Below are 21,700 nucleotides of genomic sequence, written 5' to 3'. Positions count from 1 at the left end.
TTTCACACTGTCTGCTCGATTGCCAGCAGCCGTTTGACGATCTTGCCGCTGGCCCCGCGGGGCAACTCCGTCACGAACGCCACATCCCGTGGAACTGCGATCCGGCCGAGTCGGCTCCGGATATAGTTGCGCACCATCGCCGAATCCAGTCCGGAGTCGTGGCTTTTTACGACGAACGCGGCCAGACGCTGACCGAACTCGGGATCCGGTACGCCGACCACCGCGACGTCGGTCACATGTGGCAGAAACGACAGCGCCTCCTCGACCGGCCGCGGAAACACGTTCTCGCCCCCGGAAATGATCATCTCGTCATCGCGGCCCGCGATGAACAACCGGCCCGCCACGTCCACGTAGCCGAGGTCGCCGGTATCGAGCATGCCGTCGGCCTCGGCTGGTGGGATGGAGTTGACGTAGCCGTCGAAGAGCATGTGATTGCCCACGAAAATCCGGCCTACCGCACCCTTCGGAACCGGGCGTCCGTCCGGGCCGAGCACCGCGACTTTGGTGCCCAGCGGTGGGCGACCCGCGGTGGTGGGGGAGATACGCAGATCCTCGGGATCGGCGATCGTCGCCCACGACACCTCGGTGGAGCCGTAGACGTTGTAAAGGACATCGCCGAAGGAGTCCAGAAACCGCAGTACGGTCGCCGTCGGAAGTGGTGCGCCGCAACTGGCTACGACTCGCAGGCTGCTGGTGTCGTAGCGGGCTCGGACCGCGGGCGGCAGGCAGAGGATGCGATGCACCATGGTCGGCACGACGATCAGGGATGTGACCCGATGCTCGGCGATCAGCCGCAGGCAGTCCTCGGCGTCGAACTGTTCCGGCAGCACGACGGTGGCGCGCAATGCGGTACTGAGTTGGAGGGCGGCCAGGCCCCAGGTGTGGAACAGCGGTGCCGGGATGAGCATCGTCTCGTGCATCCGCAGCGGGATACGTGAGAGCAGCGCCGCGATCGTGCCGAACCCTTTGGCGTGCGGCCGCCTCGCGCATTTCGGTGCGCCGCTGGTTCCGGAGGTCAACACCAGCAGCCGGCCGGGATGGGCCGGTCTGGGGACCTTCGTGCGCCCCAGTGCAATCAGGTCGTCGATGGTCGACCGGTCGGGCTGCGAGCCCCGAATTGCGGTGATGTAGCGCGGGATACCGTCATGCAGGTACTGCACCAGCGGTTCCAGTTCGGCGTCGACGAACAGGGCTGCTAGGCGTTCGCGCTGGGCGATCTCCTCGAGCTGGCCGCCGGAGAGCCCGGCATTGAGCAGCACCATATCAGCGCCGAGTTTCCCGGCGGCAACCATGGTTTCGACCATGTCGGCGTGGTTGTGTGCCAGCACGCCGATCGCCTGATGGGCGTCGATGCCGAGATCGGCCATGGCGGTCGCCAGCGCATTGGTGCGCCGGTGCAATTCGGCGAAGGTGCGGCTGCCGCGGTCGTCGATGATGGCGGGCCGGTCGGGATCGAGCGCGGCCCCCGCCGCGTAGCCGCCGGGCAGGGTGAAGCGCCACTTGGCCAGTTCGGCCAGCTGCCGCACGCCGCGGTCCGGCCGGCTCGGGGCCAGGACACCGGTGCGGATCATCTGGCCGACCACACCCGCGCGACGGCGAATCGGCAGGTTCTCGCCGTTGATCAGCACGGATTTCGGGGCCTGCTGGGCGAATTCCAGCACTCGACGCAGGCCGGTCCGGGTCCAGGCGAGCACCGCGGCCTTGGATACCCGCGTCAGGCTCGGATGCACTCGCGCGGCCGCGAAGTAGGTCACCCGGACTCTTGTCCGCTCGACCTGGTGGTAGCCGCTGAACTCGCGCTTGAGTCGAATTGCCGCGAGAGCGCCCACATTTGGCGCGGACAGCTCGAGGCGTTCGTACCACTGGTGGACGGTCAGCCGGACTTCGACGGTTTCGATTCCGATCGCGGGTGACCCGGCACGAAACGCTGCGCGCCAGTAGCTTTCGTCCTGTTCCAGCTGTTCCATTCCGCCGACACCGCTGAACAGCCGCGCGTAGTTCTCCGGTTGGATGAGGATGTTCCACACCACTTGCCGCGCCAGCGGCAGCTCATGAACCACTTCGACGATTTCGGCAACCATTTCGCAACTCCTAATCCGCCCGTGATCTGACGGCGCGAAGCGGAGGCTACTGCCAGCGAAGGCCCACCCCGGCGGCGTTCGCTGCAGGTCGGTGGAACGCACAGTGGCAGGTGGCCTCGCACTGGGATGTCGTCACGATGCCCCCTCCCGCCCTGAGCAGATCATCGAGCTCGTGCCGCCGGAATCCGTTGCACATACTCCGGCGCGGGGTACGGCAAACCGCTGGCTCGGCTCGGCCCATCCACTGGCGGGACGAGGGATCCACCGCCGATGAGCGCGGACTATCACAGGTACCGGGCCTGCGGCGAACACTCACCGGCGGTGGAATGCGCCCGCCGGGATCGGGGATTCGGCCACGTATCCCGGCGGGCGCGTGAGGGGAGAACAACGCTGTTCACCGCCCGCCGTTGGTAGCGGCGGGTACGGCCACTCTATGGGCGCGTCGATGCCGGGTGGGCCTAGGCAGTGCGGTCTGAGCGGTATCACAGCGGAGAGGGGCCTGCGTTGGGACCCGATCACGATCCATCCCGGATCGTGATCGGCGCTTCCGGGTCGTGAGTTCGGTACAAAAGTGAGCAACCACGTTAGAACCTTGGCTGTCGAGTTGCGTCCGAGTGCCGCCATTGCGGAATACCCACTGGTCACCGACATGATCGGCCGCGACCGCACCGCAGGTCAAAGAGGAGTGGAATATGAGCGCTCGACCATCTTAAGGTTCCATCACCGCAGGAACCGCAGCAACTGGGCGGAAGGGAGTCGACGATGACAACCAATGGGACGCTTCGGCCGGGGCTCACTGTCTCGGGCAAACCGATGTCCACACCTTTGAAGGATGTGCGGAGGGTATCGCGGCAGCTGGTCGGGCACTTCGTCGACAATGTGATCACCTGCGGCACCCTGCCTGGTGACATCATCTCCGGTGACGTCACCGCGGTCACCCGGATCTGTCTGGAGCTGTCGGTCAGCATGCTCGACGGCCACGATATTCCGGCGAAGACCGACCGGCTGGCCGCGGCCGCCGCTGGCTGGGCGCGCGAAGGCGTGCCGATCGACACGATCCTGCATGCCATCCACGAAGGCTTCAAGGTCGGCATGGATCTCATCGTCTCCAACGCGACGGCGCAGGATTACGCCAATCTGATGGACGGCGCTAAACGGGTGGTGGAGCTGCTCGACACCATGAGCGGGACGGTCGCCCGCGCCTATGTCCGCGAGCACAAGGCGGTGGTGAGCGAACACCACACCGCAGTGCACACACTCACCTCCGCACTGCTGGGCGGCTATCCGACCTCGACCATGGCGCGCGAATGCGGAATCGCCCTCGCGCAAGCGTATTCCGTACTGGCCCTACATATTCCGAATCACCCGGACGAGCGGGGCCCGATGCTCGACGGCAAGGTCGTCGCGCGCCGCAAACTGCGCCGCCTGCAGGCCGAACTCGCCGGCCGGTGCGGTGAGAGCGCGCTCGCCCTGCTCAGCGTGGACGGTGGGACGATCCTCATCCCGACCCAGACGTGCGCCGATGAGCAGCTCGATGACCTCATCGCCCAGCTGTCGGCCGCCGCGCACGTGCCCGTGACCGCGGCCGTTGTCACCGCCTCGGTGGCCGAAGTGCCCGGCGCCGCCGACCGCGCGCACGAATTGCTCGATATGGTGCAGCGTTTGCAGTGTGTCCCCGGCGTGTACCGATTCGCCGATATGGCGTTGGAATACCAGCTGACCCGGCCGGGCCCGGCCCGGGAAACGCTCGGCTCACTGCTCGATCCCCTCGACGCCCATCCGGAACTGCTGAAAACACTGCACAGCCATATCAGCAACAACCTGAACCGCCAGCACACGGCCCGGGTACTGCACATCCACACCAATACTGTCGACCACCGGCTCCGGCGCATCAGCCAGCTCACCGGTCTGGACCCAACTGCCACCTTGGGGCTGTGGCAGCTGCGTTCGGCATTCATCGCCCGTTCGTTCCGGGAGCGCACCGATTCCAAGTGACGACTCATGGTGGCAGGGGCGGCTGGTCACAGTGCTCGCAGGAATGAAGGGCGCGGCCATGAAGCTGGGGCAGATGCTGTCGGTGCCCGACGTCGACCTGGTTCCGGAAAACCATCGGGAGCTGTTCCGGCTCGAGCTCGCCGAACTGCGCGACGAGCGCCGGAGGTGCCGTTCCCGGCGATGCGGAATTTCATCGAGGACGGTCTCGGCCCCGCTGTCGGGGGTTTCGCCGATTCCGACGAGGCTCCGATCGCCGCGGCCTCGGTCGGCCAGGTGTTACCGGGCGCGCTCGCGGGACGGGCGGAGCGTCGCGGTGAACGTGCAGTATCCGGGCGTGGACGAGGCGGGTCCTGGCCGATATGCGCACGAAACCGGCCACGTCTACCTGCGCGCCGCGACCGCTACCGGGATGCTCGGGGCGCCGTCGTCACGGTGTGGCTGGTTGCGGCGCGAGGAACGCGGTGAGCAGCGCGGCGGAAAGGTTTTCGACGTTGGCCTCGGGTGTTGTCCACGAACGGGTCGTCACGGTCATCGCGGTCGCAGCGGGGTTTCCGATGCAGTAGGGCGCGAATGCGGCGAAAAACTCTTCCGGGTCGATCAGTGTTTCCGGCGGATGCACTCCGGGACGGCGGATCGAGGGGAGGAGCAGGGTGGTGACAGCCAGGGGGACGCCGGTGTTCTCGCCCATTGTCAAGCCGGGAATTTGAGCCAGTGCGGTCGCCGCTGTGGCGTGCCTGCCGTTGCGGGTACCGCGGACCAGAGCGAACAGTGGCGGCGGGCCACTGGGTTTGATGATGTCGGCTGGGTTGGTAGGCAACATGCGTTCGGCGAAGGCCGCGATACGCGCCGCGCGGTGCTGGGTCAGAATCCGGTGATCCATGCCGACTCGCAACGCAGACAGCGTCGCGAGGGTAATTCTGTCCCCCACAGCGATATTGATGTTGTTACGCAGGCCGGGGAATGCTCGGTGCAGAGTTACCGCCTCGGGATGACCGAAACTGCGGCCCTGGATCGGGCCGATGCCCGGATAGTCCAGGTCGACCTTCTCCAGCGCGGGGCAATCCACGAGCCGGCCGTTGCGGGTAATCCGAATCGTCCCACTGATTTGCCGCATCCCGTGCTCCACGGCCGCACTGGGCTGGTTGGTGTGTGGCGAGCCCGGCTGTGCGGCGTCGGCGATGTTCCATCCCGTGACCACGCTCTCGACAATGTCGAGTTCACGTCCGGCGGTAACCGCGAGCAGATTCGCGACGCCCGGACTCGCGCCCATGCCGACCAGGGCGGTGACACCCGCGGCGCGGGCGCGATCGTCCAGCGCCAGCATCTCCAGAGTCGGCTCCCAGTCGTCGCAGATATCGACATAGTCGCGGCCCGCCGCCACGGCCGCCGACAAGACCTGCGTTCCGAATCGGAAGAACGGACCGACGGTGTTCACCACGACGTCGCATTCACGCAGCATCGCGTCCAATGCCTGCCGATCGGTCACATCCACACGCCGACCGAATGCCTTGGGCCCCAGGCTCTGGGCTACCGACTCGGCCCGTCGGCCATGGAGATCGGCGACGACCAGTTTCGTCACGGTCGCAGCGGCGCTCAGGACGCGCGCCGCGACCCGGCCTATCACACCCGCTCCGCCCAGTACCAGCACTCGCATGACGAACGCTCCTCGAATAGATTTACTGTTGTGATAGTAAATAAAGTAGGTCGGCCCAGCAAGGCGCGGGAACGAACAGTCGAAATCCTGCGGGCGATGGCCGGCGTGGTGGCCCGGGACGGGCTGGCCAACGCGACTCTGTCCCGGGTGGCAGAAGCGGCGGGAATGCAGCGCACGCTGGTGTTGCACTATTTCGGTAGTCGCGACGGGTTGACGCGCGCCTTTGTCGCCGAGGCCGTCGCCGCCTACGGGTCGGCCATGCTGCGGACCACCGCGACCGAACCTGTGGCGGTGCGGATCGACGCGATGTTCGAGCCAGGCGCCTATCACAGTCGAGAAGACCTGATTGTCTGGATCGAGCTGGTCGCCTTGAGTGCCCGCGACCCGCAAGTCCGAGCGCAGTTGCGTGAGTTGTGGATGCATCGTTGGCTACCGGAGTTGGAACAGCAACTGCACGAGGAGTTTCCGCACGCCGATGACGACCGGATAGCCATGGCAGCGTATGCGCTAGCCTGCCTCTTCGAGGCGCACTGGGCGTTCGACCTGCAGGACGTCTCCGGACCCCAGCGTCATAGTCAGGCCAAACGCGCCGCGCACGCCGTACTCGCGACCCTGGCCTACTAGCCCCAGATCCGGGGCCATTCCAAGCCGTTGCTCAGTGGCGCCTCTGTGGTGCTGGTACCTGCAACGAGAGCTCTGGCGGATATCCAATGCCCTCAACGATGTGGTGTCGATATGGGGAGACCGGGTCAGCACCACGCAGCTGTAGTACCGCGTCGGTGTCGTGGCCGATCAGCCGCCGATCCAGCGGTATCGGCGCTCCGGGCGGCCGGTGCCGCCGTAGCGCAACCGCACCTGGGCCCGTTCGGTTTCCACGAAATACTCGAGATATCGGCGGGCACTGACGCGCGACAGCGCGGTGGCCTCGGCGCACTCCTGCGCGGAGAGATCGGGAGTCGCCGCGCGCAACACTTGTTCCACCAGTTCCGCGGTCTGCGCGGTCAGCCCCTTCGGCAGCGCGGCCGATCCACGCGGACGCCCGACGAAAACCTCGTCCACATCCGACTGCGCGGCCCGCGACAGCACACCGAGCTTGGCGTGTAGCGCGGCGAAATGCCGCAGCTGGTCGTAGAGCGCGCCATAGGTGAACGGCTTGATCAGGTAGTGCAGCACGCCGCCGCGCACCGCGGCGCGGACGGTGTCCACATCGTCTGCCGCGCTGATCACCATGACATCGGTCGCTTCGGCTGATTCTCGGATGCCCCGCAATACAGTCAGGCCATCGATATCGGGCAGATAGATGTCGAGCAGCACCAGATCCGGGCGCAGTTCGCCGATCATGCGCAGCGCGTCGGCACCTGTGTGCGCCACGCCCACAAGGGCGAAACCCGGTGTCTTGGCGACATATCCGCAGTGCACCTTGGCAACCATGAAGTCGTCGTCGACGACGAGCACCCGGATCACCGCCGCATCTCCGGAACAATCGGCAGTGTTGCGGTGAATACCGCACCCTCGGCGTTGTGTACTGAGACCGAACCACCTCGGCGAACACACGCCTGCCTGGTGATCGCCAATCCGAGACCGCGCTGCCCGCCTTGCTCGGCGGCCTTGGTGGTGAAGCCGTTCCGGAACACCTCCCGCGCGAGTTCGGGCGCGACGCCGGGGCCGGAGTCGCGGACCACTACTTGCACTTCGGTATCGGCTTGCCGCAGATCGACCTCGATCCAGCCTGCGCTGGGTCCGCGCAGGGCGTCCAGCGCGTTGTCCACTAGATTGCCGAGCACCGTGACGATGTCCGCAGACAATGCCTCGTCCGGCTCGCCCAGCTCGCTCGTCTTCGACATGCGCAGCTCGATGCCCTGTTCCGCGGCGAGGCTGGCCTTGGCGATCAGCAGCGCGGCGACCGCGGGATCACCGATCCGGCCGGTCACCTCGGCCTGCCACTGATCGCTGCTGGCACTCACCCGGCTGACGTAACGGCGGACCTCGTCGTACTCGCCGAGTTCGATCAGCCCGGCGATGGTGTGCAGCCGGTTGCGGAACTCGTGCGCTTGGGCGCGCAGGGTTCCAGTGGTGTTGCGGTGCGCGATCAATTGATCTTGCAGCCGGACCAGCTCGGTGCGGTCGCGCAACGTGACGACGGCGCCGAGGGTCCGCTGTCGCCGTCTGATCGGGGTCCGGTTCATCACCAGCACCTTGCCGCGGCGCAGGCCGATCAGGTCGGTGCCCGCGGCTCTACCGGTGAGCACATCGAGCACGCGCTCGTTGAGCCCGAGGTCGTGGACGTTCTGCCCGACCACCGTTGCCGGCAGCGAGAGCAGCACCCTGGCCTGATCGTTGACCAGGGTGATCCGCTGCTGCTGGTCCAGCCCCACGACGCCCTCGTGGATGCCGTGCAGCATCGCTTCTCGATGTTCGACCAGCCCGGTGATCTCGGCCGGCTCCAGGCCGAAGGTCTGCCGCTTCACCCACCAGGCGACCGACATCGATCCGGCGACGCCGAGCGCGCTCGCGATGCCGAGCACACCGAGCAGACCGGAAAACGAATCGGTGAGTACCTGCCAGACGGAGGGCTGCTGTTTGCGTGCGGCGACAAAGCCGACGACGCGGTGGGTGTCCTGGGCGATCACTGGAACGTGCGCCACCACCGAGCCGTCGATCTCGCCCACCCAGGCCCGGCCCTCGGACACCGACGAATCGGCCAGCCGTAGCGGCTCGCCGATCTCGTCGGGGTACTGCGAGGTGAGCACCTTGCCGTCGGCCCGCGCGATCACCACCACGTCCGCGCCGGAGGCCACCTGCGCCGACGTGGCGAACGGCGCGAGCCGCAGATGCTGCTTCGGATCGGCGAGCAGCGCACGCAGGCTCGGATTGGCCGCGACATCTTCGGCGATACCGAGCATCCGCCGCGATTCGGTGGTCCGGAATGTCTCGCTCGCCTGCGCAACCACCACCGCGGCTACCGCCGCGAGCAGGACGAGCACGATCAGCAGCTGCAAGGCGAGCAGCCGACGTGCCAGCGAGCCCTTCTTGCCCACGGTCCTGGTACCTCCTGGCAAATCACCCGCAGCCAGTGTGACCCGTACCACGCCGATCCGTGGCCTGCTCTGCTGTGAACACTACGAACACAACGACCGTTGCGGACGCAAAGCAGACACAGCGCAGTGACAGTGCTCACAATTTCGCCAGTTCGATGAAGAGATGAGGATCGACAATGCGAACCCCGAAACTGCTTGCCGCCATCGTCGGTGTGCTGGCAGCCGTATCCATGACGGCCTGCACCGACACGGGCGGCGGTGCCGACAAGATCACCGGCCTGCGGATCATGGTGCCGAATTCCCCCGGCGGCGGCTACGACATCACCGCACGCACCTCGGCGAAGGCCATGGAGGACGCGAACATCGCGCGGTCCGTCGAGGTCTTCAACCTGCCGGGCGCCGGAGGCACGGTAGGCCTCGGCCGATTGGTCGGCGAGAACGGCAACGGCAAATTGGTGATGCAGATGGGCCTCGGGGTGGTGGGCAGCGTCTACACGAACAAGTCGCCGTCCGACCTGACCGAGACCACACCGATCGCACGACTGGTCGAGGAGCCGGACATCATCGTGGTGTCGAAGAACTCCAAGTACACCGATATCAAGCAGCTCGCGGCCGAGTGGAAGGCGAACCCGGGTGCGGTCCCGGTCGGCGGCGGCTCCTCGCCGGGCGGACCCGATCACCTGGCTCCGATGCTGGTGGCCAAGGCGATCGGGATCGAGCCGAAGCAGGTCAACTACGTGCCCTTCGATGGCGGCGGCGAGCTGCTCGCGTCGATCCTCGGCAACAAACTCGGCTTCGGCGTTTCGGGCGTCGGCGAGTACCTCGACCAGATCCAGGCGGGTGAGCTTCGGGTGCTCGCGGTGACCGGTCCGAAACGAATCGACGGTGTGGACGCGCCGACACTGAGGGAGGCGGGCATCGACGTCGAATTCACCAACTGGCGCGGCGTGGTGGCGCCCTCCGGTATCAGTGAGACCGATCGCCAGGCCCTCATCGCCGCCTACACGAAAATGCACGGCTCGGCGCAGTGGAAGGACGCGCTTGCGAAGAATGGCTGGGGCGATGCGTACCTCACCGGCGACGAGTTCGGCTCCTTCATCCAGCGACAGACCGACCAGGTCGGGTCGGTGCTGAGCGAACTGGGGGTCGGATGACCAGCGACGGACCGGAGCGCAGCCATGCACGAATAGGTATCAGCGGACCCAAAGGCAGCGACGCCGAAATCAACAAGCAGCGGCAGGGCAGCAACACCGTGGGGTCCTTGTCCGGCTGGCTGCGGGAACACGCCGAACTGGGAGTGGTTGTGCTGCTGGCCGGTTCAGGTGCGCTGGTGATCATCGATGCGATGACCATGCCGGTCGGCTACACCCAGCGCGGCCCGGTCGGTCCGAAAGCGATGCCGCTGGCCGTGGGTGCGCTGCTGCTGGTGGTCGCCGTCACGCTGGCCGTAGACGTGCTGCGCGGCGGACGAGGCGAGGCCGAAGCAGGCGAGGACATCGACCTGGCGACGCCGCCGGAATGGCGGACCGTTCTGCTGCTCGTCGGCGTGTTCGTCGGCAATATCGTGCTGATCGATATCGTCGGATTCCCCATCTCGGGTGCCCTGCTGTTCTGGGGCGCCGCGTACGCGCTCGGCAGCAGGCACTGGCTACGCGACCCGCTGGTCGCCGTCGCACTCGCACTGGTCACCTACGTCGTGTTCGTGCGGTTGCTCGATGTGCCACTGCCCGGCGGTCCGCTGGACGGGATGATCTGAAATGGGACTGGATAACCTGATCGAGGGCTTCGGCACCGCGCTGACCCCGACACATCTTTTGCTTGCGGCGATCGGGGTGCTGCTCGGCACCGCGATCGGAGTGCTGCCCGGTATCGGGCCGGCGATGGCGGTGGCGCTGTTGCTGCCGATCACCTACAGCGTGGAGCCGACCGGCGCGTTCATCATGTTCGCCGGGATCTACTACGGCGGCATGTTCGGCGGTTCCACCACGTCGATCCTGCTGAACACACCCGGCGAGACCGCAGCGGTGGTGACCGCGATCGAGGGCCATCCGATGGCGCGGCGGGGGCGCGGCGCGCAGGCGCTGGCAGCCGCGGCGATCGGGCACTTCATCGGCGGTATCGCGGGCTCGCTGCTGCTGGTGGTGCTGGCGCCTGCGGTCGCCGATCTCGCGGTGAACATCGGCGCACCGGACTATTTCGCGATCATGCTGCTGGCGTTCATCGCGGTCACCTCGGTGCTCGGCAGCTCCCGAGTACGCGGATTCGCCTCGCTCGGCCTCGGTTTGACGCTCGGCCTGATCGGGCTCGACCCGATCACTGGGCAGCAGCGGCTGACCTTCGGCGCACTGCAACTGGCCGACGGCATCGACGTGATCGTGGTCGCGGTCGGGCTGTTCGCGGTCGGCGAGGCGCTGTGGGTGGCCGCTCATCTGCGCCATCGCACCGCCCAGCCGATTCCGGTCGGCAGGCCCTGGCTGAGCAAGCAGGACGTGGCGCGGTCGTGGAAACCCTGGCTGCGCGGACCGCTCATCGGATTCCCGTTCGGCTCGGTCCCAGCGGGCGGAGCGGAGATTCCGACGTTCCTGTCCTACGCGATCGAGAAGCGGTTGTCGAAGCACCGCGACGAATTCGGCAAGGGCGCCATCGAGGGCGTCGCCGGACCCGAGGCCACCGCAAGCGCGTCAGCGGCGGGCACGCTGACCACGATGCTCACCCTCGGCCTGCCGACGACGGCGACCGCGGCGGTGATGCTCGCGGCCTTCCAGCAGTACGGCATCCAGCCGGGACCGTTGCTGTTCCAGCGGGAATCGGAACTGGTATGGACCCTCATCGCGAGCCTGTTCATCGGAACGACCCTGCTGCTCGCGCTGAATCTGCCGCTGGCGCCGGTCTGGGCGAAGCTACTGTCGATTCCGCGCCCGTACCTCTACGCGGGGATTCTGTTCTTCGCCACCGTCGGTGCGTACGCGATCAGCGCTGATCTGGTCGATCTGGTTCTGCTGCTGGTGATCGGCGTCATCGGTTTCGTCATGCGCCGATTCGGGCTGCCGCTGCTGCCGGCGATCATCGGGGTAATCCTCGGACCGAACGCGGAACAGCAGATGCGGCGGGCGCTACAGATCAGCGACGGCGACCTCGGCGGATTGGTAAGCACCTGGTTCTCCGTGGCGGTGTACACGCTGATCGCGATGATCCTGTTGTGGCCGCTGATCGCAAAAGCGATCCGATTGGTGCGCGGCCGAAGGGGTTCCGGCGCTGGCAGGACAGGGGGTGGGACAGCCGCGGATGCCGAACCGGTGGCCGTCGATACGTAACCGGGTCGTCCACTGGTCAGCTCGCCATGCTTGGCGGGGATTCGCCGAGGCGCCGCAATGAGGGGGCGCCTCGGCGAATCTGCTCGGACCGGCCAGCTCGAGCCGCTGTGCCCGCCTGCGCGCCGACACCAGGCTGATCGGGAAGTCCCAATATCCATTCGGCTTTGCGAGCGAACTCCTCTGGTGTCCACGGCCGGAGCCGGATACCACGTTGTCGCGCCAGACCTCCGCGCATTTGGCCGAACTACGGGATGGGAAGGACGCTACGACGCGGATATCGCGCAGTTTCGGAATCTGAATCTGGTCACCGATATGGTCGCATTACTGCGAGCCCTCGAAATCGAGTGGGACGCCGGGGTTGTCGGGCACGATCTCGGCTCCGCGGTTGCCGGTTACTGTGCAATGGTCCGACCCGATGTTTTCCGCAGTGTGGTCATGATGAGTGCGCCGTTCGCCGGGGTGTCGGCACTGCCCTGGGGACAGCGGACGTCGCCTCCGGCGGAGGATCTGTCGGCGGCCCTCGGCTCGCTCACCCCACCCCGAAAGCACTACCAACCTACTTCGCGACACCCCAAGCAAACGATGACATGTCAGCTCCACCGCAGGGCTTGCACGAGTTCATGAGGGCCTACTTTCACTCCAAAAGTGGTGAACATCAAGACAATTCGCCGTGTCTGACCGACAGCGAACTGTCTGTCTTCGTGGCCGAGTACCAGCGAACGGGATTCCAAGGCGGGCTGCAGTGGTACCGGATTCGCACAAACGCCGCGTACTTGGCAGAGCTCGCCTTCCTCACCGGATGCACGATCTCGGTTCCGGCCTGTTTCATTGCGGGAGAGCGCGACTGGGGCATTCACCAACCCCGGGGGCACTTCGTGCGATGGAGCAGATAGTCTGTGCCGACGATCGAGGTACTACGCTTGTCGCGGAAGCTGGCCACTGGGTTCAGCAGGAGAAGCCCTCGGAGGTTGCTGCGGCAATTCTGTCCTTCAGCAGGTAAGGCTAGCCGCTCCCGCCCGCCCTTTTTTCGACGGCGATGGCAACTCGCAAATCCTGGTTCTGGCCGACTTCTCTCGATCGGCCACTCCATGCCGTCGGCTACGGACGGGTCACCACGTACGCGCCGCCAATTCCGCTGTGCCACCGTCGTAATTTGGCCCGGCCTGCGTGTATGCGGGAAGCACCTGCGTGTCTCCACCGTCTTCGTCGAGCGACTCGCGAATCGCGACCTGAGCCGCGTGCGGCAGCGTGCGCATGATCTCCCGGACGCGCTCTTTACGCCGCAGCACCGCCTGACGCACCGGCATGCCCGGCGTCGCCCGCATCTGCGGGATGATCCCCTCGACCTCCTCGGCGCCACCGTGGTGGTGACCGGCGTCCACCAGCGCCTGCTCGCGCGCCATCTGCGCCTCGTCCTTCTCCTCGGACATGCCGATCGGACCGATCATCCGGCCGTTGAGGAACTGCTTGACCACCGGCTCCTCCGACGTCAGCAACACCTCCCGCGGACCGAACATCACCAACTGGCGACGGAACAGCATGCCGATGTTGTCCGGCACCGTCCGGGCCAGGTTGATGTTGTGCGTGACGATCAGGATCGTGGCGTCGATCTGCGCGTTGATATCGATCAGCAACTGCGACAGGTACGAGGTACGGACCGGGTCCAGACCGGAGTCGGGCTCGTCGACGAGGATGATCTGCGGATCCAGCACCAGGGCGCGGGCCAGACCGGCACGCTTGCGCATACCACCGGAGATCTCGCCGGGCAGCTTGCCCTCGGCCCCGAGCAGACCGGTCAGCTCCAGCTTCTCCATCACGATCTTCTTGATCTCGGACTCGTTCTTCTTCGTGTGCTCGCGCAACGGGAACGCCACGTTGTCGAACAGATTCATCGAGCCGAACAGCGCACCATCCTGAAACAGCACACCGAAGAGCTTGCGGATCTCGTAGAGCTCCTTATTGGAGCAGGTGGTGATATCGGTGCGATCGATGAAGATCAAGCCGCGCTCCGGGCGCAGCAAACCGATCAGAGACTTCAGGAACACGGACTTACCGGTGCCCGACGGGCCCAGCAGGGCGCTGACCTCGCCGGACGGCAACGTCAGAGATACGTCCTGCCAAATTCGCTGCGAACCGAAGGACTTGGTTACACCCTCGGTCCTGACCTCGACGCCCACGCCAACCTCCACAATTCTCAGCGAGCCCCCTACGTGCCGAACCGCGCGCGGTCTTCTCGGTGTGTCACGTCACAGTGGGTGCGGCCAACGTATCTCACGTGCGAGAGGCGGCGCACCCCAACCTGATCGGAGAGTAACTTCTCACAGCCGCACGCCCGTATCGTTGTGTACGTCCGGGTCGGCGGCTTTGTGTTCGCGAAACCCTCGCATCGCGTGCTCGCGTTGCGCAGCGGTCGAATCACCAAGCGCGGTGGGGTCGAGGCAGGCGCGCTGCCGTCCACGCCCCGCCAGTATCGAAGCGTTCGCCGAGCGGCCCGGAATCGGCCGATACTCGTGTCGGCTCCCGGTGTTTTCCATTTCCTTGGAAGTGGAACGACTCGGAACCGAGTGCAGACGGCTCCGGTCATCGAAATGCGAACAGGGCGAGTCGAAACGCCCGGCGTTCCGGAAGTCGTTGCACAAAAAGTCATTCCAGAAACCTCGTACGGCGACGATTTCCCGTACATTCTCGCCCATGGTGACCGCAACGCGGCACCGCGGCGGGCTCGACCGGCGGTCGACCTCCGCCGCTGCGAAAAAGCGCTCGCAGTCCGCAAAATCTCGTTTGCCCTTCGTTATTCGGCCACTTCACGACGCAGTGCTTTCAACTCCTCGGACTCCGACACGGTCACCGGCTTCGAATCGTCGGCCGGTTGCCCCGCCTTCTCGACCCAGTTCCGCAGCGTCGCCGGGTTGATATCCAGCAACGTGCCCACATGCCGACGCGCCATCGTCATCGAATCGCCGTGCTCGCGGATCCGGTCCTGGTACATCCGTACTGCTCGAGCACGAGTCTCCTCGTCGAACTTCCGTGGTGCACCTATGACTGGAATCTTCTAGACCCGGAACGGCGGCGGGCAGCCGTGGCGCACCTGAAGCGACTTATGGGCGTCAGCGAACGGTTCGCCTGCCGGGTGACCGGGCAGCATCGCAGTACCCAGCGCCGTCCTGCGGGCGCGGAGCAGCCCACGGATCGGGATGCCCCGTTGCGGGCATGGTTGCGTGACTGGGCGCGCAGCCATCCACGTCAAGGGTTCCGCCGCGCCTACCACGATGCCCGTGCCGAGGGCTGGACGGTGAATCACAAGAGGATCCAACGCCTGTGGCGCGAGGAAGGGCTACGGGTACCGCGGCGACGGCGCCGAAAACGAATCGGTGACTCGACGGTCACGGCGGTGACCGCGGACGCGCCGAATCGCGTGTGGGCAGTCGATTTCCAGTTCGACGCCACCGATGACGGCCGTCCGGTCAAGATCGTGTCCATCGTCGATGAGCACACCCGCGAATGCCTCGGCGGGCTGGTCCAACGCTCCATCACCGCCGACCGGCTCATCGACGAACTGGACCGCATCGCCACCGGCCGCGGTTATCCCGCCGCGCTGCGCAGTGACAACGGCCCGGAACTGGCATGCCAGGCGATGCGGACTGGGCCGGTGAACGCGTCGGCCTGGCGTTCATCCCACCCGGGCAGCCCTGGCGCAACGGCTACATCGAATCGTTCAACGGCCGACTGCGCGACGAATGCCTCAACATCAACAGTTTCTGGTCGCTGACCCAAGCCCGCGTCGTGATCAGCGACTGGAAGGACGACTACAACCACCACCGCAGACACTCAGCCCTGGGCTATCAAACCCCCGCGGGCTACGCTGCTGCCTGCATCCACCGATAACCGACTCACACTCACGGTGGACCAACTCCCGGGGTCCCGTCAGAACTGCTCGGCCAGTGCGACGACGATGCCTTCGGGGCCGCGGACGTAGCGCAGAGCCGATAGCTGTCCTCGTACTGCGCCAGCTCGCCGATCGGGTTGTAACCAGTGGACCCGGCCCGACCGGGAGCCTGCGGTCGGTTGTCCAAGGGAGGATGGCGTTCATGGCGAAGCATGAATTGTTCGCCGCCTTAGCGGACGACACGCCGCGGGACACGCTGTTGCACAGGGCCGTCGTGGGGCGCTCGGTCGCCGCGCCAGCCGCCACTGCCAGATCGGGCTCACCATCCTTCGACTGCATGGTGGACACTTGCAGTCGTGCAAGGTCTTTCGATTCTCGAGCACGGGGCCGGACCGGCGGTGGCACTGGTGCATGGTGGCGCCGGGCCGAAGACAACCTGGACCGGGCTGCACTCGCTGTCCGCACAGTGGACGCTGCTGCTCGTGCACCGACGCGGCTTCGGGGCGAGTCCGCCGCCACCGGGTGGGCGACAGGACTTCGAGATCGACGCGGACGATCTCGAAGGTATATTCCGGGATCGGCACCCGCACGTGGTCGCCCATTCCTATGGGGTACTCGGCACGCTTCTGGCCGCCGTCCGGCAACCTCGGACCGTGCGCTCGCTGACCCTCATCGAACCACCCCTGTATTTCCTCGCCCCTGAGGATCCTGAAGTGGCTCGGCTGGAGAGACTGGGAAATACGGTGCTCGCCCACGGTCTCGACGCCGACCCGGCAACACTGCGCGAATTCCTCACCCTCGCCGGGATCACCGGATGCGGGAGGGAGTCGATTGTCCGATGGGGCCGTGCGCCGCGCGTGGGGCGCTCGTCTACCGGGACAAGCACGACCGAATCTGACCGTCCTGCGCGCGGCCGGAATTCCCGCGCTGGTCGCATCGGGGGGACACTCTCCCGGCCTCGAACGGATCTGCGACCTGCTTTCCGACGCACTCGAGGCACAACGGCTCGTAGCACCGGGTGCGGGCCATTTCGTCCCGGCGGCACCGGGTTTCGCCGACCGGCTCAAGGACTTTCTCTCGTCGAGCAGTGGCACGGAATCGCGGTAGCCCTGCGCTGCGCTGGCCCGTCGAGCCGTCCTGGCGTCGACGCCCGCGCACTCATCACCGAAGCCCTCGAAGCACCCCGCGGCCTGAACAAGCCGCTCTCCGAACCAAGGTACCGAAACAGCGGTCACCGCAGCAGTTCCAATGAGTTGTTCAACGTCCTGACCGGCGCCAGTGCTACCAACCCGGCCAGAACTGCGCGTGGGGCACGGCGCTGTCGCCAACGCCTGGAATCTCGACCCAGTGGCGGGCCCGCCTGATCGACCGCGTCGGGATCGACGAGGCGTTGAAGGTCGTCGAGACCGGACAGGAAGCCCAGTCCGGCACGGTGCTGCTGGTCGAGTGACCGGCGCGACCCATTTTGTCCCTGCCCGTCCCGGTCGAGAACTTGGTGATGGATTGGAAAGGTACAAGTGTCATGTCCCAGCGTGTCCCTCCTGGCCACGCTCGCAGATTTCGCGGCTACGCAATCGCACGGCAACCCATCAGGCGTGAATGCCTGGCACCCGATGGGTTGCCCGCCAGTACCGGCGTCATCGGCCACGTTCACCAGCGTTCGCTGCCCGGCAGTTCGCCGGCGATGCTCAGTGCCTGGGCGATCTCGGCATAGGCTGGCATGGGGAGCGACCGAAAGACGGGCCCTATACGGCCGTTCCGCGCGCGGAGTGAGCACGCGGCCTCGCGCGCGGCTGCCGTTGCGCCGCACTGCCGTTGCGACGGCCGCTGCCTTGGCGCGGACCGTCATTGCCCCTGCGCGGTCCGCCACTGCTGCGGTACGGTCCGCTGCCGCTGCGGCGGTCGTCTTCACGTGCCGCCCGTTCGCTGTAGGAGGGCGCGATGAATGGGGCAGTCGTGCCGACGACCTCGGCCACCACGGGCGAATCGGCGGTGACCCGTTGCGGGGTCACGGTGATCTTGGCCTTGCGCATGAGGTCGGCCAGGTCGCGTCGTTCGCCGGGCAGCACCAGGGTGATCACTTCACCGGAGTTGCCAGCCCGCGCGGTACGGCCCGAACGGTGCAGGTAGGCCTTGTGTTCGGCGGGCGGATCAACGTGCACGACCAGCTCGACACCGTCGACGTGCACGCCGCGCGCGGCCACATCGGTCGCCACCAGCACCAGGGCATCACCGGCGGCGAAGACAGCGAGGTTGCGGTCGCGGGCGCCCTGCGAGAGGTTGCCGTGCAGATCGACGGCCGGAATTCCGGCGAGGGTCAGCTGCTTGGCCAGTTTGCGGGCCTGATGTTTGGTGCGCATGAACAGGATTCGCCGACCAGAGCCCGAGGCGAGCCGGTGTACGACCTCGCGCTTGGCTTCGACGCTCGCGGTTTCGAACACGTGATGGGTCATGGCGGCGACCGGGGAGTTCGCCTCATCGACCGAATGCAGCTTGGCATTCGGCAGGAAGCGGCTGACCAGCTTGTTGACGCCGTTATCCAGGGTGGCCGAGAACAGCAGGCGCTGACCGTCGTTCGGGGTGGCCGCGAGAATGCGGGTCACGCCTGGCAGGAACCCGAGGTCGGCCATGTGGTCGGCCTCGTCGATAACGGTGACCTCGACGGCATCCAGGCAGATCAGACGTTGGTTCATCAGATCCTCGAGCCGGCCGGGGCAGGCGACGACAATGTCGACACCGCCGCGTAGCGCCCGGACCTGCCTGTTCTGCGGGACCCCACCGAAAATCGTGGTGACGGTCATGCGATAGGCCGCGGCGAGGGGTTCCAGCGCGGCCGCGATCTGGGTGGCCAATTCCCGAGTCGGCGCCAGCACCAGGCCGGTCGGGCGGCTCGGTGCGCGCCTACCGGCCAGACCGCCGCCGAGACGGTTGACCATCGGAATGGCGAAGGCGAGCGTCTTGCCGCTGCCGGTCCGGCCACGGCCCAGCACGTCGCGTCCGGCCAGCGAATCGGGCAGGGTGTCGGTCTGGATCGGAAAAGGTTCGGTGATCTGGGCGCGAGTCAACGCCTTCACCAGCGGTGCGCTCACGCCGAGCGCGGTAAAAGAGATGTCAGCAGAACTCATAGGTGTTGCGGTGCCTTTCGGGCATCAGGTGGTGCCCAAGCCGTCTGCGGACCTTCAGGGTCCGCGCCGGGGGCACGAAATGGCGAGATTGCCGATGGGCAAAATCGATCGCCGTAAGAAGAGCGGATGCGGCAAGCGCTGGTTGCGAAGCGAATGCGATCTACGACGCTTGGCGTGACATGTCACGCACTCGATCAACAATAACCTGTGATGGGCGGTTCGTACTCATCGGGTGATGTTTCTCGCTTCTGGCCAGGGCTGGACCGCCAGGCTCGTGTTCGCCCGCCCTGCGACAGCGGATCCTCGGACACGCCGTCACCCAGCTGCGTACGGCGCCCGACCTCGCTGCCGTCCCGGTGGCGGTCGAGCTCCGCATCGCAGGCCGGGCCCGCACGCAGCGAACAAGACGACGCGATCGACACCTACGTCCGCTGGAGCAACCAGCACGCCGGACCCATCCGCGACTTCGCCGTTGGATCCAAGATCCGCACCCGGATTACCTACTGAACGTTGCGTGACGCAGCACTATCGATATCGTAGGCGAAGTCATGGCTGAAGGGGCCGGTCCTCGGTAACGTCCATGAGGTCATGGTGTCTTCGTGTCGGGATACCCGGTGATGCCGCTGAACATCAACTCGACTGCCGCTGTGATCGTGCGATTGCGTGTGTCCTGATCGAACGCCGGGTTCATTCCTGTCAGAGCGGTCCCGAAGATCATGCCGACGACGGCGCGGGCGGTGGCGGCGGTATCCAAATCGGTTCGCAGGTAGCCCTGTTCGCAGCCGTGGTCGAAGTAGGCGGCGGTGAGCGTGGCGGCGAGGTCGAAGATGCCGAAGATTCGCAGTTCGAGTTCCACGTCCACGCTAAGGCTTTCGATGAGCAGCAAGCGCACGACGCGCAGGTCAGCGGTGATATCCCCGAGCGCGGCGGCAATGCGGTCCACCTGAGCTCGGTATTCGACGAGCGTTCGGGCGGCCTCGGGGGCGTTCTCGGCGACTAGTACCGCCTTCGATCGCTCGATCACGCTGTCGATGACGGCGTCGAGTATTTGACGTTTGGACTGGAACTGTCGGTAGAAGGTCGAGTGACCGATACCGACCCGTTCGGCGATCTCGGCGACCCCAGCGTCGTGGTAGCCGCGTTCGGCGAACACCTCGAAGGCCGCCTTGAGGATCTCTTCTCTCAGCGCTTGTCTGCGGCGGTCGGCCCACGTTTTGGGTCTGGTCATACCAGAAAGGATACTTGATTCCAAACCGGAATGATGATTCCCTAGTGGGTGTAGGAATCCCATATTTTTGGAAAGGGCAGGTCATGACCACATCGACAATGCCGTCCGCGGTAGCCGAGCGAGTCGCTCGACTGCGCACGCTGGCCGAAACCGATCCTCAGGCCGCTCAGGACGCGGCGTGGGCGTGGTTCACACGCCTTGGCGCCCAGTTGCCGGATCATGCGGCCGAGCTGGAATTGGCGCAGCTGTTCGCGGCCGGAGATGTCGCTGACATCGACGGGCAGACCGAGGGCAAGCTGGTCGGTTTTCTGAATCCGACCGATGATCTGCAACGAACCGGCCGGGTGATCATCACGCTGGGCAAGGTCGTCACCGGCACCCTCGGGCTGATGCCGTGGCTGGGTAAAAAGTTCGACAAGTCCGCCCGGCGCGGCACCAACACCCTCTCCGGGCTGGCGTTCATTCTCGCGGCGGTCTTGGCCCCGAAGTACCGGCTGCGCCGCAATGGCAGCCATTGGGAGGGGTTCGAGATGCTCAACCGCGTTGAACCCAGCGTTGTGTCCCCGCAGACTCAGGTGCTGGTCCTCGATTACGAAACCATTGGCACCAACCCATGGCCGATCAACCAGATTCGTGATGAGGCCGTGCAGATCGTTGCCGGTACGTACCTGGGCGCGAAACTGCTGCACCAGGAAAGCGGTTACCGCCAGCTCGCCTACTGGGCTGCCAGAGTTCCGGTCGCCTGACGAGCGCGCACGAGATCGGCCGTCGTCTGCTGCCGGATTACCAGCGCAATAACGATCAACGCCAACCCGAGCACCGACACACCTGTATGTTGGATCGCAGGTGCAGAATTGCCGCCTCGGCGGGTGATTGTCTCCATCCGCCGATGACGCATTCACCGACTTCCCGGTTGTAGTGCACCTCGGCCCGCCAGAATCGCCTCCCGGACCATAGTGGTCACCACGGCCGACGGCTCCAGGCATGTGCCCAGGCGCCAGTCCAGGACGGTGACGATGATCTTGTCCAGGACGCGGCTGCCGTCACCCACGGTGCAGATCCCGTAGACGACATCACCGTCGGCGGGCCGCACCGTCGGGGTGGTCAGCAAGGACCGTGGATGAGTTCCTGCAACCGCAACTGCGGCGGAACCACAGCGGTGATCATCGGCGATCACACCCGCCAGCAAACTTTTCCGAGGGGGTGCAACTGTCGTGATTGGCAGATACGACACGAATCGGCGCAGGTCAGATAGTGTCTCCACTGGTGGGGCTCCCGTGTGTGCGAGGGCCCTCGCACACAGTGCACGGAAAAGTGTCACATCTGACGTGAATCTGTGCGCGAGAGGGGACTTGAACACCGAACCCCGTCATCCCTGA

At 65.8% G+C, this 21,700-nt stretch carries 17 protein-coding genes and 4 pseudogenes; 11 read left to right on the top strand and 10 right to left on the bottom strand.

Translation table 11 applies throughout. The features are described from left to right. Window positions 1–2 precede the first annotated feature (2 nt). Window positions 3–2,081: an AMP-binding protein gene (locus OHA40_RS00725; protein ID WP_330231125.1), complete on the bottom strand. Its 2,079-nt coding sequence runs from the start codon at window positions 2,079–2,081 to the stop codon at window positions 3–5. A 762-nt stretch (window positions 2,082–2,843) separates the two neighbouring features. Between OHA40_RS00725 and OHA40_RS00720 the strand changes: the two genes are divergently transcribed. Further along, entirely contained in the window at window positions 2,844–4,076 is a 1,233-nt protein-coding gene (locus OHA40_RS00720) for a PucR family transcriptional regulator (protein ID WP_330231124.1), read from the top strand. 19 nt (window positions 4,077–4,095) lie between these two features. Then, window positions 4,096–4,422, top strand: a pseudogene (locus OHA40_RS00715) (AarF/UbiB family protein); the annotation flags it as partial. A gap of 81 nt (window positions 4,423–4,503) precedes the next feature. On the opposite strand, the gene OHA40_RS00710 reads toward OHA40_RS00715, so the two are convergent. Then, complete coding sequence (locus OHA40_RS00710; protein WP_330231123.1) at window positions 4,504–5,730, bottom strand: saccharopine dehydrogenase family protein; 1,227 nt, start codon at window positions 5,728–5,730, stop codon at window positions 4,504–4,506. Window positions 5,731–5,760: 30 nt separating this feature from the next. Between OHA40_RS00710 and OHA40_RS00705 the strand changes: the two genes are divergently transcribed. Next, entirely contained in the window at window positions 5,761–6,354 is a 594-nt protein-coding gene (locus OHA40_RS00705; protein ID WP_330231122.1) for a TetR/AcrR family transcriptional regulator, read from the top strand. A gap of 168 nt (window positions 6,355–6,522) precedes the next feature. Here the strand turns inward: OHA40_RS00705 and OHA40_RS00700 are convergent, their stop codons facing one another. Further along, on the bottom strand, window positions 6,523–7,194 hold the full coding sequence (locus OHA40_RS00700; protein WP_330231121.1) for a response regulator: 672 nt from the start codon (window positions 7,192–7,194) through the stop codon (window positions 6,523–6,525). Then, window positions 7,191–8,768 (bottom strand): sensor histidine kinase, encoded by a 1,578-nt coding sequence (locus OHA40_RS00695; RefSeq protein WP_330231120.1) that lies wholly within the window; start codon window positions 8,766–8,768, stop codon window positions 7,191–7,193. Before OHA40_RS00695 ends, OHA40_RS00700 begins: the two co-directional genes overlap by 4 nt. Before the next feature lie 176 nt (window positions 8,769–8,944). On the opposite strand from OHA40_RS00695, the gene OHA40_RS00690 reads away from it, so the two are divergent. From OHA40_RS00690 to OHA40_RS34605, 4 genes are read left to right on the top strand one after another with little or no spacing between them, the layout of a single operon-like run. Then, on the top strand, window positions 8,945–9,922 hold the full coding sequence (locus OHA40_RS00690; RefSeq protein WP_330231119.1) for a Bug family tripartite tricarboxylate transporter substrate binding protein: 978 nt from the start codon (window positions 8,945–8,947) through the stop codon (window positions 9,920–9,922). Then, the gene (locus tag OHA40_RS00685) at window positions 9,919–10,524 is read left to right on the top strand and encodes a tripartite tricarboxylate transporter TctB family protein (RefSeq protein ID WP_330231118.1); all 606 of its coding nucleotides are present in this window, start codon (window positions 9,919–9,921) and stop codon (window positions 10,522–10,524) included. Before OHA40_RS00690 ends, OHA40_RS00685 begins: the two co-directional genes overlap by 4 nt. A gap of 1 nt (window position 10,525) precedes the next feature. Continuing rightward, complete coding sequence (locus OHA40_RS00680) at window positions 10,526–12,082, top strand: tripartite tricarboxylate transporter permease (protein WP_442943887.1); 1,557 nt, start codon at window positions 10,526–10,528, stop codon at window positions 12,080–12,082. A 57-nt stretch (window positions 12,083–12,139) separates the two neighbouring features. Beyond that, entirely contained in the window at window positions 12,140–12,706 is a 567-nt protein-coding gene (locus OHA40_RS34605) for an alpha/beta fold hydrolase (RefSeq protein WP_442943886.1), read from the top strand. 485 nt (window positions 12,707–13,191) lie between these two features. On the opposite strand, the gene OHA40_RS00675 is transcribed toward OHA40_RS34605, so the two are convergent. The 3 genes and pseudogenes from OHA40_RS00675 to OHA40_RS00665 all read right to left on the bottom strand — a co-directional run. Next, complete coding sequence (locus OHA40_RS00675; RefSeq protein WP_330231117.1) at window positions 13,192–14,259, bottom strand: ABC transporter ATP-binding protein; 1,068 nt, start codon at window positions 14,257–14,259, stop codon at window positions 13,192–13,194. Between the two features lie 141 nt (window positions 14,260–14,400). Then, window positions 14,401–14,775: a hypothetical protein gene (locus tag OHA40_RS00670; RefSeq protein WP_330231116.1), complete on the bottom strand. Its 375-nt coding sequence runs from the start codon at window positions 14,773–14,775 to the stop codon at window positions 14,401–14,403. A 34-nt stretch (window positions 14,776–14,809) separates the two neighbouring features. Beyond that, window positions 14,810–15,122: pseudogene (locus OHA40_RS00665) on the bottom strand (transposase); the annotation flags it as partial. Window positions 15,123–15,131: 9 nt separating this feature from the next. Between OHA40_RS00665 and OHA40_RS00660 the strand changes: the two are divergent. From OHA40_RS00660 to OHA40_RS00655, 3 genes and pseudogenes are all read left to right on the top strand, one after another. Continuing rightward, window positions 15,132–15,967 (top strand): annotated as a pseudogene (locus OHA40_RS00660) (IS3 family transposase); the annotation flags it as partial. A gap of 357 nt (window positions 15,968–16,324) precedes the next feature. Then, window positions 16,325–16,621: pseudogene (locus OHA40_RS34600) on the top strand (alpha/beta fold hydrolase); the annotation flags it as partial. 178 nt (window positions 16,622–16,799) lie between these two features. Then, entirely contained in the window at window positions 16,800–17,075 is a 276-nt protein-coding gene (locus tag OHA40_RS00655; protein WP_330231115.1) for a hypothetical protein, read from the top strand. Window positions 17,076–17,713: 638 nt separating this feature from the next. Here the strand turns inward: OHA40_RS00655 and OHA40_RS00650 are convergent. After that, entirely contained in the window at window positions 17,714–19,093 is a 1,380-nt protein-coding gene (locus OHA40_RS00650; protein ID WP_330231114.1) for a DEAD/DEAH box helicase, read from the bottom strand. A gap of 586 nt (window positions 19,094–19,679) precedes the next feature. After that, window positions 19,680–20,321: a TetR/AcrR family transcriptional regulator gene (locus tag OHA40_RS00645; protein WP_330231113.1), complete on the bottom strand. Its 642-nt coding sequence runs from the start codon at window positions 20,319–20,321 to the stop codon at window positions 19,680–19,682. 14 nt (window positions 20,322–20,335) lie between these two features. Between OHA40_RS00645 and OHA40_RS00640 the strand changes: the two genes are divergently transcribed. Beyond that, complete coding sequence (locus OHA40_RS00640) at window positions 20,336–21,067, top strand: hypothetical protein (protein WP_330231112.1); 732 nt, start codon at window positions 20,336–20,338, stop codon at window positions 21,065–21,067. Between the two features lie 152 nt (window positions 21,068–21,219). Here the strand turns inward: OHA40_RS00640 and OHA40_RS00635 are convergent, their stop codons facing one another. Then, a complete protein-coding gene (locus OHA40_RS00635) occupies window positions 21,220–21,432 on the bottom strand; it encodes a hypothetical protein (protein WP_330231111.1) in 213 nt (70 codons plus the stop codon). Window positions 21,433–21,700: the final 268 nt, after the last annotated feature.

Source organism: Nocardia sp. NBC_00508 (assembly GCF_036346875.1).
Classification (GTDB): Bacteria; Actinomycetota; Actinomycetes; order Mycobacteriales; family Mycobacteriaceae; genus Nocardia.
Note: the sequence above shows the minus strand (reverse complement) of the source record. Positions and strands in the feature narration are given on the sequence as shown.

Bases quoted from the DNA above. Each gene is read 5' to 3' on its own strand.
- OHA40_RS00650 (WP_330231114.1), bottom strand. From the start codon at position 19,093: ATGAGTTCTGCTGACATCTCTTTTACCGCGCTCGGCGTGAGCGCACCG.
- OHA40_RS00685 (WP_330231118.1), top strand. From the start codon at position 9,919: ATGACCAGCGACGGACCGGAGCGCAGCCATGCACGAATAGGTATCAGC.
- OHA40_RS00690 (WP_330231119.1), top strand. From the start codon at position 8,945: ATGCGAACCCCGAAACTGCTTGCCGCCATCGTCGGTGTGCTGGCAGCC.
- OHA40_RS00710 (WP_330231123.1), bottom strand. From the start codon at position 5,730: ATGCGAGTGCTGGTACTGGGCGGAGCGGGTGTGATAGGCCGGGTCGCG.
- OHA40_RS00680 (WP_442943887.1), top strand. From the start codon at position 10,526: ATGGGACTGGATAACCTGATCGAGGGCTTCGGCACCGCGCTGACCCCG.
- OHA40_RS00720 (WP_330231124.1), top strand. From the start codon at position 2,844: ATGACAACCAATGGGACGCTTCGGCCGGGGCTCACTGTCTCGGGCAAA.
- OHA40_RS00725 (WP_330231125.1), bottom strand. From the start codon at position 2,081: ATGGTTGCCGAAATCGTCGAAGTGGTTCATGAGCTGCCGCTGGCGCGG.
- OHA40_RS34605 (WP_442943886.1), top strand. From the start codon at position 12,140: ATGAGGGGGCGCCTCGGCGAATCTGCTCGGACCGGCCAGCTCGAGCCG.
- OHA40_RS00645 (WP_330231113.1), bottom strand. From the start codon at position 20,321: ATGACCAGACCCAAAACGTGGGCCGACCGCCGCAGACAAGCGCTGAGA.
- OHA40_RS00670 (WP_330231116.1), bottom strand. From the start codon at position 14,775: ATGGGCGAGAATGTACGGGAAATCGTCGCCGTACGAGGTTTCTGGAAT.